Annotated in this window: 12 protein-coding genes; 1 reads left to right on the forward strand and 11 read right to left on the reverse strand. The window is 74.0% G+C overall.

The window, feature by feature from the left end:
- The 11 genes from Q1A09_RS03370 to Q1A09_RS03420 form a co-directional block, all read right to left on the reverse strand.
- Nucleotides 1–413: DUF222 domain-containing protein (locus tag Q1A09_RS03370; protein WP_299952070.1), on the reverse strand; the 413-nt coding region annotated here is incomplete at its 3' end.
- A gap of 244 nt (nucleotides 414–657) precedes the next feature.
- Nucleotides 658–1,713 carry a methionine synthase gene (locus tag Q1A09_RS03375; RefSeq protein ID WP_299952071.1) on the reverse strand — a complete coding sequence of 352 codons (1,056 nt, stop codon included), beginning with the start codon at nucleotides 1,711–1,713 and terminating at the stop codon, nucleotides 658–660.
- A 59-nt stretch (nucleotides 1,714–1,772) separates the two neighbouring features.
- Nucleotides 1,773–4,058, reverse strand: coding sequence for a bifunctional UDP-sugar hydrolase/5'-nucleotidase (locus tag Q1A09_RS03380; protein WP_299952072.1), 2,286 nt, complete (start codon nucleotides 4,056–4,058; stop codon nucleotides 1,773–1,775).
- A 174-nt stretch (nucleotides 4,059–4,232) separates the two neighbouring features.
- Nucleotides 4,233–5,306 (reverse strand): tRNA 2-thiouridine(34) synthase MnmA, encoded by a 1,074-nt coding sequence (gene mnmA, locus Q1A09_RS03385; RefSeq protein ID WP_299952073.1) that lies wholly within the window; start codon nucleotides 5,304–5,306, stop codon nucleotides 4,233–4,235.
- Nucleotides 5,303–6,487, reverse strand: coding sequence for a cysteine desulfurase family protein (locus Q1A09_RS03390; protein WP_299952074.1), 1,185 nt, complete (start codon nucleotides 6,485–6,487; stop codon nucleotides 5,303–5,305). Before Q1A09_RS03390 ends, mnmA begins: the two co-directional genes overlap by 4 nt.
- 173 nt (nucleotides 6,488–6,660) lie before the next feature.
- A complete protein-coding gene (locus tag Q1A09_RS03395; protein ID WP_299952075.1) occupies nucleotides 6,661–7,623 on the reverse strand; it encodes an electron transfer flavoprotein subunit alpha/FixB family protein in 963 nt (320 codons plus the stop codon).
- A 32-nt stretch (nucleotides 7,624–7,655) separates the two neighbouring features.
- Entirely contained in the window at nucleotides 7,656–8,435 is a 780-nt protein-coding gene (locus tag Q1A09_RS03400; protein WP_299952076.1) for an electron transfer flavoprotein subunit beta/FixA family protein, read from the reverse strand.
- 115 nt (nucleotides 8,436–8,550) lie between these two features.
- Entirely contained in the window at nucleotides 8,551–9,660 is a 1,110-nt protein-coding gene (locus Q1A09_RS03405; protein ID WP_299952077.1) for a PLP-dependent cysteine synthase family protein, read from the reverse strand.
- A 32-nt stretch (nucleotides 9,661–9,692) separates the two neighbouring features.
- Nucleotides 9,693–10,106, reverse strand: coding sequence for a VOC family protein (locus Q1A09_RS03410; RefSeq protein WP_299952078.1), 414 nt, complete (start codon nucleotides 10,104–10,106; stop codon nucleotides 9,693–9,695).
- Nucleotides 10,103–10,888 (reverse strand): enoyl-CoA hydratase/isomerase family protein, encoded by a 786-nt coding sequence (locus Q1A09_RS03415; RefSeq protein WP_299952079.1) that lies wholly within the window; start codon nucleotides 10,886–10,888, stop codon nucleotides 10,103–10,105. The genes Q1A09_RS03410 and Q1A09_RS03415 overlap by 4 nt, the downstream gene beginning before the upstream one ends.
- Nucleotides 10,889–10,970: 82 nt before the next feature.
- The gene (locus tag Q1A09_RS03420) at nucleotides 10,971–11,771 is read right to left on the reverse strand and encodes an ABC transporter ATP-binding protein (protein ID WP_299952080.1); all 801 of its coding nucleotides are present in this window, start codon (nucleotides 11,769–11,771) and stop codon (nucleotides 10,971–10,973) included.
- Between the two features lie 71 nt (nucleotides 11,772–11,842).
- On the opposite strand from Q1A09_RS03420, the gene glgX reads away from it, so the two are divergent.
- On the forward strand, nucleotides 11,843–13,987 hold the full coding sequence (gene glgX, locus Q1A09_RS03425) for a glycogen debranching protein GlgX (protein WP_299952593.1): 2,145 nt from the start codon (nucleotides 11,843–11,845) through the stop codon (nucleotides 13,985–13,987).
- The last annotated feature ends 35 nt before the right edge of the window (nucleotides 13,988–14,022 follow it).

Below are 14,022 nucleotides of genomic sequence, written 5' to 3' on the forward strand. Positions count from 1 at the left end.
GCCCACACCTGATCGAAGGCACCCAGGTCCACGTCCTGCTCGGCCGCCCGCGCCCGCTCCGGCTCCCCCACCGCAACAGCCACCACGTCCATCTGCGCCGCGGTCACCGCGCCCTCGGCGAACCCGGCCGCCAACGCCGGGAAGTGCTCCACCACCCGACCCGACCGCACGATCCGCGACGCCTCGGCCGCCGACAACCGCACGTGCCCGATCAGCCACGAACGCATCGACTTCAACCCGTCGTGCTCCGGCGCCTGGGTCAGCTCCCCGTGCCGCACCGTGCGGGTCAACTCCGCCGCCACCCGGTTCTGCACCGCCACCAACAACGCCGTCCGGTCCAGCACCGCGCCATCGGACAAGCCGTGCAGGTCATCGGTGGCCAGGGCGTCCAGAGCCGACATCAGTTCGCTCACGACACCTCCCGACCGGTTCGAACGTGTGTACGAAGAATACCGGTCGCGCAACCTCCGGACAACCCGAATCCGCACGTCAGAACCTTGTCCGCAGACCTGCGAGGGCCGTTGACACGAGCCGATCAGCGCTCGAGGCGGGCACCGTGATCCGGTACAGGTGCGCCGCCACCGCGTGGCGGGGGGGGGGCAGTCGAGCCACGACGTCCCGGCCGGCGAGGTCAGCACCTCGGCTGAGCCGGCCGGGTCACTCGGGCAGGAGGTACTTCGCAGCTTCGCGGACGTGCGTCATCGCCGTCCTGGCGTAGCCGGGGCTCGCACCGGCCAGGCCGCAGGCCGGGGTGAGCGTCACGGCCGAGTGCAGCTCCTCGGCCGGGAAGCCCAGCTCACGCCACCAGGCCTGCACCCGGGTTGCGGTGGTCTTCGGCGACGGCAGGGTGGCGTCGGTGCCCGGCACGACCCCGATCAGGAGGTGGGTGCCGGCCTCGACGGCGGTGCCGACCGAGTCCAGGTCCTGCACCATCCCGAGGTCGAAGGACAGCCCCTGCGCACCGGCCGCCCGGAACAGGTCCAGCGGCGCCCGGTTCGCGCAGCAGTGCAGCACCACGGGCGCCGGCAGCCGGCCGACCAGGGCGGTCAGCTCCTCCTCGACGACGGTGCCCTCGACCGCGGCGAGCTTGCCGTACCCGCTCACGGTGGGCAGCCCGCCCTGCAGCACGGCCGGCACCGACGGCTCGTCCAGCTGGACGACGACCGTGGCCCCCGGCACGCGTGCGGAGACGGCCGCCACGTGGGCGGCGACCCCCTCGGCGAGTGACTGGGCCAGGTCACGGCGGGCCCCGGGGTCGACGACCGCCCGGTCGCCGCGCGAGCGTTCCAGCCCGGCGGCCAGCGTCCACGGTCCGGTCACCTGCACCTTGAACGCGCCGGTGTAGCGCTCGGCCACCTCGTGCAGGGCGTCCAGGTCGCGGGCCAGCATCTCCTTGGCCCGCCGCAGGTCGGCCCCCGGGCGCGGGACCAGTCGCCAGCCGGCCGGGGTGAGGTCGACGGCCAGGTCGACCAGCAGCGCCGCCGCGCGGCCGATCATGTCCGCGCCCGCGCCGCGGGCGGGCAGCTCGGGCAGGTGCGGGAGCTCGGGCAGCTCCCCGACGACCAGGCGCATCGCCTCCAGCGGGTCGGTGCCCGGCAGCGACCCGACGCCAGAGGCCGGCCCCCACGGTGTGGGGACCGGCCTCTGGTCGGTGCCGGCGGGGTCGCCGGCCGGGGTGGTGCCGTCGTCGGGGAGGTCGTTCGGCGTGGCCACGGTGTCGACCGTAGCCCGCCGTCCCGACCTCACCGGTGTCGGTCAGGCCCCGTCAGGGCTCACCGGCCGAAGAGCAGCTTCAGCCGCTTGACCAGCTCAAGCCAGTACGGGTCGAGGGTGAACGTGTCGCTCGCCGTCTCCCCCGATGCCCCGGTCAGGGTCACCGTGTGCTCGCCGGCCGGCAGCAGCAGCGGCACCCGCCCGGTGGCGGTGACGTTGCCGTTGCGGTCGGCCTTGACCGTGCCCAGCTTCGCGCCGTTGGACAGCGTGACCGTGACCTTCTCCCCCGGCGTGAACGCGGTGCCGGTGACGGTCACCCGGTCGCCGCGGAAGGGGGTGTCGTCGTTGATCGCCGCGGTGGCGTCGCAGCCCGGACCCACCTGCCCCGGCCCGTTGAGGCCGGAGGTGCCGTCGACGGTGGTCGCCGGGGTCGGCTCGACCGCGCTGCCGCCGAGGCCGGTGGCCGGCTCCGGCGTCGGGAAGGTGGCCGCCTGGCCGTGGTCGGCCGCCGGCGGGACCACCGGGGAGTTCGCCTCGAAGTAGGCGACCGCGGTGTCGACGTCGACCGGGCCGGTGGCCGGGTCGGTGCCGTTGGTGAACGCGGTGAAGGCGTCACCCCCACCGATCAGGAAGGAGTTGGCCACCACGCGGTAGGACGCCGCCGGGTCGACGACCGCGCCGTCCAGGGTGATCGACGCCGGGTCGACCCGCTGCCCGTAGGGCTGGCTCAGGTCGTACCGGTAGGAGAAGCCCTCCGAGGTGCCCAGCCGCAGGTTGTTGCCGCGCGGCCCGCCGTTGGCCTGGAACTGCTGCTCCAGCACCGCCCGGATGTCGGCGCCGGTGAGCGTCACGACGTTCACCGTGTTGCCGAACGGCTGCACGTTGAACAGCTCGGCGTAGGTGGTCTCGCCGGCCAGGATGTCGGTGCGCAGGCCGCCCGGGTTCATGAAGGCCACCACCGGGTCCCCGAAGGAGGGGTCGGCCTGGATCGCGGCCAGCTGCATCTCCGCGACCAGGTTGCCCAGGCTCGACTCGCCGTCCCGGACCGGGACGAAGACACCGTCGGGGCCGACGGTGCCGGCCCGGCGGATGTCGGCCGCGGCCTCGCCGACCACCCGGTCGCCGGCCTCGGCGGCCTGGGCGGTCCAGTAGTCGACGATCCGGTCGATCTCCGGGTCCTCGGCGTCGCGCACGTTCAGCACGTTGCCGGCCCGGTAGTCGGCGCAGAGCCGGTCGATGTCACCGGTCGTCCCGTCCAGGACCAGGCGGATGTCGGTGAACATCCGGCCGTAGTACTCGGCCTGGGTGACCAGCCGCGGCTGACCGTCGGGGTCGGTGAGCATGCAGCTGTAGCCCTGGTGGCTGTGTGCGCTGACGATCAGGTCGACGGCCGAGACGGTCTCGGCGTTGATGTCGACGATCGGGCCGGTGAGCTGGGCGCAGCCGTTGGGGTCGGTGGCGTCCGTGCCCGGGTTCTCCCCGCCCTCGTGCACCAGCGCGACGATGGCCTCGACGCCCTGGGCCTGCAGCTCGGGCACGTAGCGGTTGATCGCCTCCGCCTCGTCGACGAACTCCACGTCGGCGATGCCGGACGGCGAGACGATGGTCGGGGTGGTGTCGGTGACCACGCCGATGAAGCCCAGCTTCTTGCCGCCGCCGACCTCGACCACGGAGTACGCCGGCAGCATGGGCTCACCGGTCTCGCGGGAGACCACGTTCGCCGCCAGGTAGGGGAAGTCGGCGCCGGCGAACGGCTCACCGGTGCTGTCGGTGAAGCAGCCGGTCACCCCGGGCTCCACGCCCTCACAGGCGGTCACGTCGTCGGTCGCGGTGCCGTCGGTGGCGCCGGAGACCCGGCGCAGCTCGTCGGTCCCACGGTCGAACTCGTGGTTGCCGACGACGGAGACGGCCATGTCCAGGGCGTTGGCGACCTCGATGGTCGACTCGTCCCGGAAGACGCTCGACTCGAACGGCGAGGCACCGATGACGTCACCGAGGCCGATCAGCAGGGAGTCGTCCGCGGCGCCGCCGTCGGCCACGAAGTCCGCGGTGGCCTGGTCGATGGTCGCCGCCAGGCTGGCAGCGCCGCCGACCTCGACGACGACGTCGTCCGCGGTGCCGTAGAGGCCGTCGGCGCCGGGCGCGGTGCCCTCGCCGTCGTCGCCGGTCGGCTGGTTGATCCGGCCGTGGAAGTCGTTGACGGTGAGCAGCTGGACCGGGACGTCGGCCGCCGGGGCGGCCGGCTTCGACGGACCGTGCGGGGTGGCGGAGGCCACCGCGGGCAGGCCGACCACGGCGGCGGTCGCCACCGTGAGGGCCGCAACGGAGAGGCGCGTTCGGCGCAAGGAGGGTCCTCCTGGACAGGCGTCACCCGGCCGTCCGCAGAGGAGGCCACCGGCGACACGATCGATCCCGCCCGGGTGGGCGGGGGACGCGGACCGATGGGAACCGATCCGTCACGGCACGCTAGCTCCCCCGTTCGGGTGAGCCAAGAGGCAGCTGTGAAACGTCGGGTGCGGTTAACCCGCGCGACAGACAGCCGCCTGGCCGAGCACCCGGTCACCGCGGACGGCGTCGGGTGCGTACAGCACCGCGGACTGCCCCGGCGCGACCCCGCGCTGCCGCTCGAGCAGCTCGATGCGCAGGCCGCCGTCCTCGGTCGACGAGACCGCGCACGGCACCGGTGAGCCGTGCGCCCGCAGCTGCACCTGGGCGGTGCAGGGCAGGTCGGGCACCGGCCCGGTCCAGCTGGGGATGCCGGTGAGCACCTCGCCGACCTCGGCCTGCTCGGCGGTACCGATGGTCACCGTGCGGCTGACCGGCTCGATGCCCAGCACGTAGCGGGGCCGCTGGTCGCCGGCGCTGACCCCGAGACCGCGCCGCTGGCCGACGGTGAAGCCGTAGGCGCCGGCGTGCGTGCCGACGGTCGCCCCGGTGGCCGCGTCGACGACCGGGCCGGGCTGCTCGCCCAGCCGACGGGTCAGGAAGCCGCGGGTGTCGCCGTCGGAGATGAAGCAGATGTCGTGCGAGTCGGGCTTGGTCGCCACCGCGTAGCCCCGCTCGGCGGCGAGCTCGCGCACCCGCTCCTTGGTCATCGACCCGAGCGGGAAGAGCGCGCCGGCGAGCTGGTCGGCGCGGAGCACCCCCAGCACGTAGGACTGGTCCTTGGCCGCGTCCACCGACCGGCGCAGCTCGCCGTCGGCCAGCCGGGCGTGGTGGCCGGTGACCACGGCGTCGAAGCCCAGCGCCCGGGCCCGGTCCAGCACCGCGGAGAACTTGATCTTCTCGTTGCAGCGCAGGCAGGGGTTCGGCGTCCGGCCGGCGGCGTACTCGGCGACGAAGTCGTCGACGACGTCCTCCCGGAACCGGTCGGCGAGGTCCCAGACGTAGAACGGGATGCCCAGGGAGTCCGCGACCCGGCGGGCATCATGGGCGTCCTCGACGCTGCAGCAGCCCCGGGCGCCGCTGCGCAGCGTCTGCCGGTCGGGCGAGAGCGCCAGGTGCACGCCGGTGACGTCGTGGCCGGCCTCGACGGCCAGCGCGGCGGCGACCGCGGAGTCCACTCCCCCGCTCATCGCGGCGATGACCCTCATCGGGCACCCGCCCGGCGGGCCCGCTCGACGACCGGGCCGATCACCTCGAGCAGGGCGTCGACGTCGGCGTCGGTGGAGGTGTGCCCGAGGCTGAACCGCAGCGAGCTGCGGGCCCGGGCGGCGTCGGCCCCCGCGGCGAGCAGCACGTGGCTCGGCCGCGCCACCCCGGCGCTGCAGGCCGACCCGGTCGAGCACTCGATGCCGCGGGCGTCCAGCAGCATCAGCAGGGCGTCGCCCTCGGCGCCGGGGAAGGACAGGTGCGCGTTGCCCGGTAGTCGGCCGGGGCCACCGGCGACGACGTCATCCAGGGCCGGGCCGTTGAGCTGGGCGTCGGGCACCTGCGCGACCACCCCGGCGACCAGCCGGTCGCGCAGCACGGTCAGCCGGTCGGTGCGCTCGACGCGGTCGGCGACCGCGGTCTGCGCGGCGGTGGCCAGCCCGACGATCGCGGCGACGTCCAGCGTCCCCGAGCGCACGTCGCGCTCCTGACCGCCGCCGTGCAGCAAGGGGGTGCACTCGGCGTCCCGGCGCAGCAGCAGGGCGCCCGCGCCCATCGGCCCGCCCAGCTTGTGGCCGGTCATGGTGAGCGCGTCGACCCCGCTGACGGCGAAGTCCAGCGGCAGCTGACCGACCGCCTGCACCGCGTCGGTGTGCAGCGGCACCCCGACCCGGTGGGCGACCTCGGCCAGCGCGGCGAGGTCGCTGACCGCGCCGATCTCGTTGTTGGCCCACATCACGCTGGCCACGGCGACGTCCCGCCCGTCGCCCAGGGCGTCGGCCAGCGACTCCGGCGTCACCCGGCCGGTCGGCTCGACCCGCAGCCAGGTGACCTCGGCACCGTCGTGCTTCTCCAGCCACTCCACGCTGTCCAGGACGGCGTGGTGCTCGGCGGGGCTGGCCACGATCCGGCGGCGGCGCTGGTCGGAGGTGCGCCGGGCCCAGTAGAGGCCCTTGACCGCGAGGTTGTCGCCCTCGGTGCCACCGGCGGTGAACAGCACCTCCGACGGTCGGGCGCCCAGCGCCGCGGCCAGCTGCTCGCGGGACTGCTCGGCGACCCGGCGGGCCTCCCGGCCGCTGGCGTGCAGCGAGGACGCGTTGCCCACCCGGCCCAGCTGCTCGGCCATCGCCGCCAGCGCGGCCGGGAGCATCGGCGTGGTGGCCGCGTGGTCGAGGTAGGTCATGGCACGGCCAGCGTAGGCGTCGCCCACCGGGGCGTGCCCGGCTGCGTCCGGCTGGTGGAAGTGCGCACGGCCTGTCGTCTCCTCGACCCGGTCGGACGTGCGTCGGGCGCCGACCCGGAGGCCGGCGCCCGACGCGACGTGCTGGGACCACCCTCCCGGGGGAGGGCCTGCTGCTACTTGCGGGCGGTGATCTGCTCGGTGGCCGCCGGGACGACGGTGTTCAGGTCACCGACGACGCCGAAGTCGGCCAGCTCGAAGATCGGCGCCTCGGGGTCCTTGTTGACCGCGACGATCGTCTTCGAGGTCTGCATGCCGGCCCGGTGCTGGATAGCGCCGGAGATGCCGACGGCGATGTAGAGCTGCGGCGACACCGTCTTGCCGGTCTGCCCGACCTGGAAGGAGTGCGGGTAGAAGCCGGAGTCGACCGCGGCCCGGGAGGCGCCGACGGCGGCCCCCAGGGAGTCGGCGAGGCCCTCGATCACGGAGAAGTTCTCCGCGCTGGCCACACCGCGACCACCGGAGACGACGATCGAGGCCTCGGTCAGCTCGGGCCGGTTGGACTTCTGCTCCACCACCCGGTCGAGCACCCGGGTCTGCTTGGCGGCCTCGGAGATCACGACCGGCACGGCCTCCTCGGCCCCGGCGGCCGGCGCCGGCTCCGGGGTGACCGAGTTGCCGCGCAGGGTGTAGATCGGGGTGCCGACGGTGACCTGCGAGTGCACGATCGTCGCCCCGGCGAACGCCACCTGGGTGGCGGTGCCGTCGGCGGCGATCTCGGTGACGTCGGTCAGGAAGCCGCTGCCGGTCTTGATCGCCAGCCGGCCGGCGACCTCCTTGCCCTCCGGGGAGGACGGGATGACCACGGCGGCGGGCTGCTTGTCGGTGACCAGCTGGGCCAGCACCTCGGCCTTGGGCGCGACCAGGTAGGCGTCGACGTCCTCGGACTCGGCGACGTAGACCTTCGCCGCGCCGTACTCGGCCAGCACGTCCTTGATGCCGGCGGCGGTGCCGGGGGCACCGATGACGACGGCTGCGGGCTCACCGAGGGCACGGGCAGCGGTCAGCGCCTCCAGGGTGGTCTTGCGGGGCCCGCCGGCGGCGGGGTTGAGCTCGGCCAGGACCAGGACCTCTGCCATGTCTGTTCTCTCCTCAGCTCTGAGTCGGCCGGTCAGACGATCTTCTGGGCGGCCAGGTAGCCCACCAGCTTCTCGGCGCCGTCGCCCTCGTCGGCCACCTTCACGCCCTCGCCCTTGGGCGGGCGGCCGGCGAACTCCAGGACCTTGCTGGTCGCGGTGGCCAGGCCGACGGTGCCCGGGTCGATGCCCAGGTCGGCCAGCGTCTTGGTCTCCACCGGCTTCTTCTTGGCGGCCATGATCCCCTTGAAGGAGGGGTAGCGCGGCTCGTTGATCGTGTCCCAGGTGGAGACGATCGCCGGCAGCGGCGCCTCGACCTCCCAGTACCCGCCGTCGGTCTGCCGCTCGATCTTTGCCATCGAGCCCTCGATGGTGAGCTTGCGGGCACCGGACAGCTGCGGGATGCCCAGCCGCTCGGACAGCAGCGCCGGCATCACCGACACCTGCCCGTCGGTGGACTCGGCGCCGCAGAGCACCAGGTCGTAGTCCAGCTGCGACAGTGCAGCGGCGATGATCGCGCTGGTCTGCGGCGCGCAGGCGCCGTGGATCGCCGGGTCGGAGACGTGCACGGCCTTGTCCGCGCCCATCGACAGGGCCTTGCGGATGGCGTCGGTGGCGGTGTCGGGGCCGACGGTCAGCACGGTGACCTCACCGCCCTGCGCCTCCTTGACCGTCAGCGCCTCCTCGATGGCGTACTCGTCCATCTCGTTGATCACGTTGTCGGCGGTGGCCCGCGCGACGGTGTTGTCCGACGGGTCCAGCTTCCGCTCGCTGCCGGAGTCGGGGACCTGCTTGACCAGAACGACGATGTTCATCGTCAGACCATCCTCCGTGTCGTCTCGTGGCACGGGCGGTGCCCGCCTCGCTGCCGATCATCGAGGCTACTTGCGGGTAACACCCGGCGGGCAGGGAGGGGGCCGGTGACCCGGGTCACGCGGCGGGCGGCCACTCCCCCGTCCGGGCGAAGTGCTCCAGGACGGCGGTGTGCGGCGCCAGGTCCAGGCCCTGGCTGCGCACCCACTGGTCGTCGTAGTAGGTGCAGGCGTACCGCTCGCCGCCGTCGCACAGCAGGGTGACCACGCTGCCGGTGCGCCCGGCGGCGACCATCTCGGCCACCAGGGAGAACGCCCCCCACAGGTTGGTGCCGGTCGACGCCCCGGCCCGGCGGCCGGTCACCCGCTCCAGGTGCCGCATCGCGGCCAGCGAGGCGGCGTCGGGCACGCAGACCATCCGGTCGACGATGGTCGGCACGAACGACGGCTCCACCCGCGGCCGCCCGATGCCCTCGATCCGCGACCCGCGCCCGGTGGTGGCCGGGTCGGCGTCGCGCCAGCCGGGGAAGAACGCCGAGCCCTCCGGGTCGACGACGGCCAGCCGGGTGGGCAGCCGGCGGTAGCGCACGTAGCGGCCGATGGTGGCGCTGGTGCCGCCGGTGCCGGCGCCGACGACGACCCACTCCGGCACCGGGTGCCGCTCCCGGCCCATCTGCTCGAACACCGACTCGGCGATGTTGTTGTTCCCGCGCCAGTCGGTGGCCCGCTCGGCGTTGGTGAACTGGTCGAGGTAGTGCCCACCGGTCTCGGCGGCGATCCGGCGGGCCTCGTCGTAGACGCTGCCGGCGTCGGCCACCAGGTGGCAGCGGCCGCCGTGGAACTCGATCAGCGCGATCTTCTCCGCGCTCGTCGTCGCCGGCATCACCGCGACGAACGGCAGGCCCAGCATCCGGGCGAAGTAGGCCTCGCTGACCGCCGTCGAACCGCTGGAGGCCTCCACCACGGTGCTGCCCGCGTGCAGCTGCCCCGAGCACAGCGCGTAGAGGAACAGCGAGCGGGCCAGCCGGTGCTTCAGGCTGCCGGTCGGGTGGGTCGACTCGTCCTTGAGGTAGAGGTCGACGCCCCACTCCGGAGGCAGCGGGTAGACCAGCAGGTGGGTGTCGGCGCTGCGGTGCGCGTCGGCCTCGACCAGCGCCACCGCCCGCTCGACCCAGGCGCGGTCGGTCGGGTCGGAGCGGTCGACGTCGGCGGGGCCCGGAGCGGTCACCCCGGCATGATCCCGCACCACCGCCCTCTGGCTCAGTCCCCCAGCAGGCCCGGCAGCCAGGCGAGCTCCCACCGGGTGCCCTCGGGGTCGGCGACGTAGCCGCTGTAGCCGCCCCACTCGCGGGCCACCGGCGGCGACACCGGCGTGGCCCCGGCGGCGAGCGCCGCGGTGAACGCCGCGTCGACCTCGGCGCGGGCGGCCACGTTCACCGCCAGCGTCACCCCGCTCCAGGTGCCCGGCTCCGGCGGGGCTGCGTCGGGGGCTGCCTCGGCGTGCAGTTGGGCCAGCGGGAACAACGCCAGCCGCACCCCACCGACGTCGAACTGGGCGAAGGCGTCGCTGCCGCCGTCCCGCTCGCACCAGCCCCAGGCGGCGTAGAAGGCGCGCAGCCGGCCCACGTCCCGGGCGCCGATCGTGACGAACGACAGCCGCTGCGGAACGGTCACCGGCCGGTGAAGGTGGCCTTGCCGGGGCCCTGCTCCAGGAACGAGCGCATGCCGGTCGCCTGGTCCTCGGTGTCGAACAGCTCGGCGAACAGCCGGCTCTCCAGCGCCAGGCCGGTGTCCAGGTCGCCGTCCAGCCCCTCGTCGATGGCGCGCTTGGCCGCGGCCAGCGCCAGCGGCGGTCCGGCGGCGAACTTGCGGGCCATCGCCACGGCGGTCGGGTAGACCTCCTCGTCCGGGACGACGGCGTCGGCCAGCCCCATCTCCAGTGCCTCCGCAGCCCCCACGTGCCGGCCGGTGAACACCAGGTCCTTGGCCTTGGCCGGGCCGACCAGCCGGGCCAGCCGCTGGGTGCCGCCCGCGCCGGGGATGACGCCCAGCTGGATCTCCGGCTGGCCCACCTTGGCGCTGGACCCGAGCACCCGGAAGTCCGCGCACAGCGCCAGCTCGTAGCCACCGCCCAGCGCATAGCCGGTGACCGCGGCGATCACCGGCTTGGGAATCCGGGCCACCGCGGTGAACGACGCGGTGAGCTCCCGGCCCCAGGCGACCATGCTCGCGCCGGTCAGCTGGGACATCGCCTTGATGTCGGCCCCGGCGGCGAACACCCGCTCGCCCCCGTAGAGGACGACGGCCCGGACGTCGGCCCGCTCACCGGCCTCCAGCGCCGCCCCCCGGACCTCGCGGTGCAACTGCTCGTCGATCGCGTTCATCTTCGGCCGGTCCAGCCGGATCGTGCCGACGCCGTCCTCGACCTGCAGGGTGACGAACTCGGGCGCTGCCATGGGATGCCTCCGGATACGGCGGGACGGCGATGTCCCCCGCACCGTAGTCAGCGCCGCCCAGGCCGCGGTGTGGACCTCGGCGCTAGGCCGCGCGGCGGGCGGAGAAGCGGCCGCCCTCGCGCTTGACGTCCAGGGACAGCCCGAACGCATCCGACAGCAGCGGCGCGGTGAGCACCTCGTCGACCGGGCCGGCCGAGACGACCTCACCGCCGCGCAGCAGCAGCGCGTGGGTGTAGCCGGGCGGGATCTCCTCGACGTGGTGGGTGACCAGCACCTGCGCCGGGGCGTTCGGGTCCTCCGCCAGCGCGGACAGCCGGGCCACCAGGTCCTCCCGGCCGCCCAGGTCCAGCCCCGCGCCGGGCTCGTCGAGCAGCAGCAGCTCCGGGTCGGTCATCAGGGCACGGGCGATCTGGGTGCGCTTGCGCTCCCCCTCCGACAGCGTGCCGAAGGGCCGGTGCGCCATCCGGGCCACGCCCCACTGCTGCATCAGCACCGCGGCGCGGGTCAGGTCGGCGACGTCGTAGCGCTCCCGCCACCGCCCGACGACGGCGTACCCGGCGCTGACCACGATGTCGCCGACCCGCTCGCTCGGGTTGATCCGCTGCGCCAGCGCGGCGCTGGTCAGCCCGATGCGGGGGCGCAGCTCGAAGACGTCGACCGCGCCGAGGATCTCCCCGAGGATGCCGACCTCCCCGCGGGTGGGGTGCAGCTGGGCACCGACCAGCTGCAGCAGCGTGGTCTTCCCCGCCCCGTTGGGGCCCAGCAGGACCCAGCGTTCCTCGGGCCGGACCGTCCAGTCGACCCCGCGCAACAGGTGCGCCTGGCCTCGGACGACGTCCACACCCCGGATCTCGACGACCGGCTCAGTCCACACGCGGCCCATCAGACCATCCCGCCCCGCGTCGCGGGCACCGGGCTCGGGGCGAGTCGGGCACGATGGCCGACGTGACCGATCTGAGCGCGTCGACGGCCGGCCGGCAGGTGGAGGTGTGGCCCGGGGTCCCGGCGCCGCTGGGCGCCCACTGGGACGGCACCGGCACCAACTTCGCGCTCTGGTCCGCCGGCGCCTCGGCGGTCGACCTGTGCCTGTTCGACCCCGACGGCAGCGAGCACCGCCAGCGCCTGCAGGAGACCACCCACCAGGTGTGGCACGGCCGGCTGCCCGGCATCGGGCCGGGCCAGCGGTACGGCTACCGGGTGCACGGCCACCACGACCCGGCGTCCGGCGCCCGGTACAACCCGGCCAAGCTGCTGCTGGACCCCTACGCCCGGGCGGTGGACGGCGAGCTGCGGCTGGACGACGCGCTGTTCGGCTGGGACCGCACCGACCCCACCCGCCCCGACCCGACCGACTCCGCCCCCTTCGTGCCCCGCGGCGTGGTCATCCACGACTCCTTCCCGTGGGAGGGCGACACGGTGCTGCGCACGCCGTGGTCGGACACCGTGGTCTACGAGGTGCACGTCAAGGGCGCGACCATGCGGCACCCCGACGTCCCGCCGGCGCTGCGCGGCACCTACGCCGGCATCGCCCACCCGGCGTTCGTCGAGCACCTGGTCTCCCTCGGGGTGACCGCGGTCGAGCTGCTGCCGGTGCACCACTTCGTCAGCGAGCCGCACCTGCTGCGCCGCGACCTCACCAACTACTGGGGCTACAACACCCTGGGCTACTTCGCCCCGCACGCCGCCTACAGCTCGGTGGGCTCGGGCGGGGCGCAGGTGACCGAGTTCAAGGCGATGGTCAAGGCGCTGCACGCCGCGGGCATCGAGGTGATCCTGGACGTCGTCTACAACCACACCGCCGAGGGCGACCACACCGGCCCGACGCTGTCCTTCCGCGGCATCGACAACGGCGGGTACTACCGGCTCGGCGGTGAGGACCCATCCCGCTACACCGACTACACCGGCTGCGGGAACACCCTCGACGTACGCCGTCCCCCGGTGCTGGCACTGCTGATGGACTCGCTGCGCTACTGGGTCACCGAGATGCACGTCGACGGCTTCCGCTTCGACCTCGCCTCCGCACTCGCCCGCTCGATGCACGACGTCGACCGGCTGTCGGCGTTCTTCGACGTCGTCCACCAGGACCCGGTGGTGAGCACGGTGAAGCTGATCGCCGAGCCCTGGGACGTCGGCGAGGGCGGCTACCAGGTGGGCAACTTCCCGCCGCCGTGGACGGAGTGGAACGGCAAGTACCGGGACACCGTGCGCGACGTGTGGTCCGGCGCCAAGGTGGGGGTCCGCGACCTGGCCTACCGGCTCACCGGCTCCTCCGACCTCTACCGCTCCGACGGTCGGCGGCCGTTCGCCTCGGTCAACTTCGTCACCGCGCACGACGGCTTCGCCATGGCCGACCTGGTGACCTACGAGCACAAGCGCAACGAGGCCAACGGCGAGGACAACCGGGACGGCGAGAGTCACAACCGGAACTGGAACTGCGGCGTCGAGGGCCCCACCGACGACCCGGCGGTCACCGAGCTGCGGGCCCGTCAGGTGCGCAACCACCTGGCCACGCTGCTGCTGTCCACCGGCGTGCCGATGCTGACCGCCGGCGACGAGCTGGGCCGCACCCAGGGCGGCAACAACAACGCCTACTGCCAGGACAACGAGGTCTCCTGGCTGGACTGGGGCGCGATCGACGCCGACCTGTGGAGCTTCGTCTCGCACGCGGTCGCGCTGCGCCGGAGCTCCCCGGTGCTGCGCCAGGAGGCGTTCTTCGAGGGCAGCGAGGTGCCCGGCACCGGCGGCACCCGCGACCTGGCCTGGTTCGCCCCGGGCGGTGAGCAGCTGACCAGCAGCGACTGGTTCGACACCGGCCTGCAGACCATCGGCATGTACCTCGACGGCCGCGGGCTGCGGCTGCGCGACCAGCGCGGCCGCCCGGTCATCGACGACTCCTGGCTGATCTGGCTGCACGCCGGCCCCGACCCGGTGGACGTCGTGCTGCCCGGCGCCCCGTGGGGCGACGGCTACGAGCTGGCGCTGGCCACCGAGTACCCCACCGGCACCCCGCCGCAGCCGACCGCGCTGCCACCGGGACGCACGCAGCTGCCCGGCCGGTCGGTGTGGGCACTGCGCGTGCTGCGCACACCGCGCCCCTGACGCACGACGGCCCCGTTCCCGGGAGGGAACGGGGC

This window comes from uncultured Modestobacter sp., from assembly GCF_947486615.1.
GTDB lineage: Bacteria > Actinomycetota > Actinomycetes > Mycobacteriales > Geodermatophilaceae > Modestobacter.

Excerpts from the sequence above, each read along its gene's own strand:
- mnmA (WP_299952073.1), bottom strand. The coding sequence starts at position 5,306 with ATGAGGGTCATCGCCGCGATGAGCGGGGGAGTGGACTCCGCGGTCGCC.
- Q1A09_RS03390 (WP_299952074.1), bottom strand. The coding sequence starts at position 6,487 with ATGACCTACCTCGACCACGCGGCCACCACGCCGATGCTCCCGGCCGCG.
- Q1A09_RS03395 (WP_299952075.1), bottom strand. The coding sequence starts at position 7,623 with ATGGCAGAGGTCCTGGTCCTGGCCGAGCTCAACCCCGCCGCCGGCGGG.
- Q1A09_RS03400 (WP_299952076.1), bottom strand. The coding sequence starts at position 8,435 with ATGAACATCGTCGTTCTGGTCAAGCAGGTCCCCGACTCCGGCAGCGAG.
- Q1A09_RS03415 (WP_299952079.1), bottom strand. The coding sequence starts at position 10,888 with ATGGCAGCGCCCGAGTTCGTCACCCTGCAGGTCGAGGACGGCGTCGGC.
- Q1A09_RS03420 (WP_299952080.1), bottom strand. The coding sequence starts at position 11,771 with ATGGGCCGCGTGTGGACTGAGCCGGTCGTCGAGATCCGGGGTGTGGAC.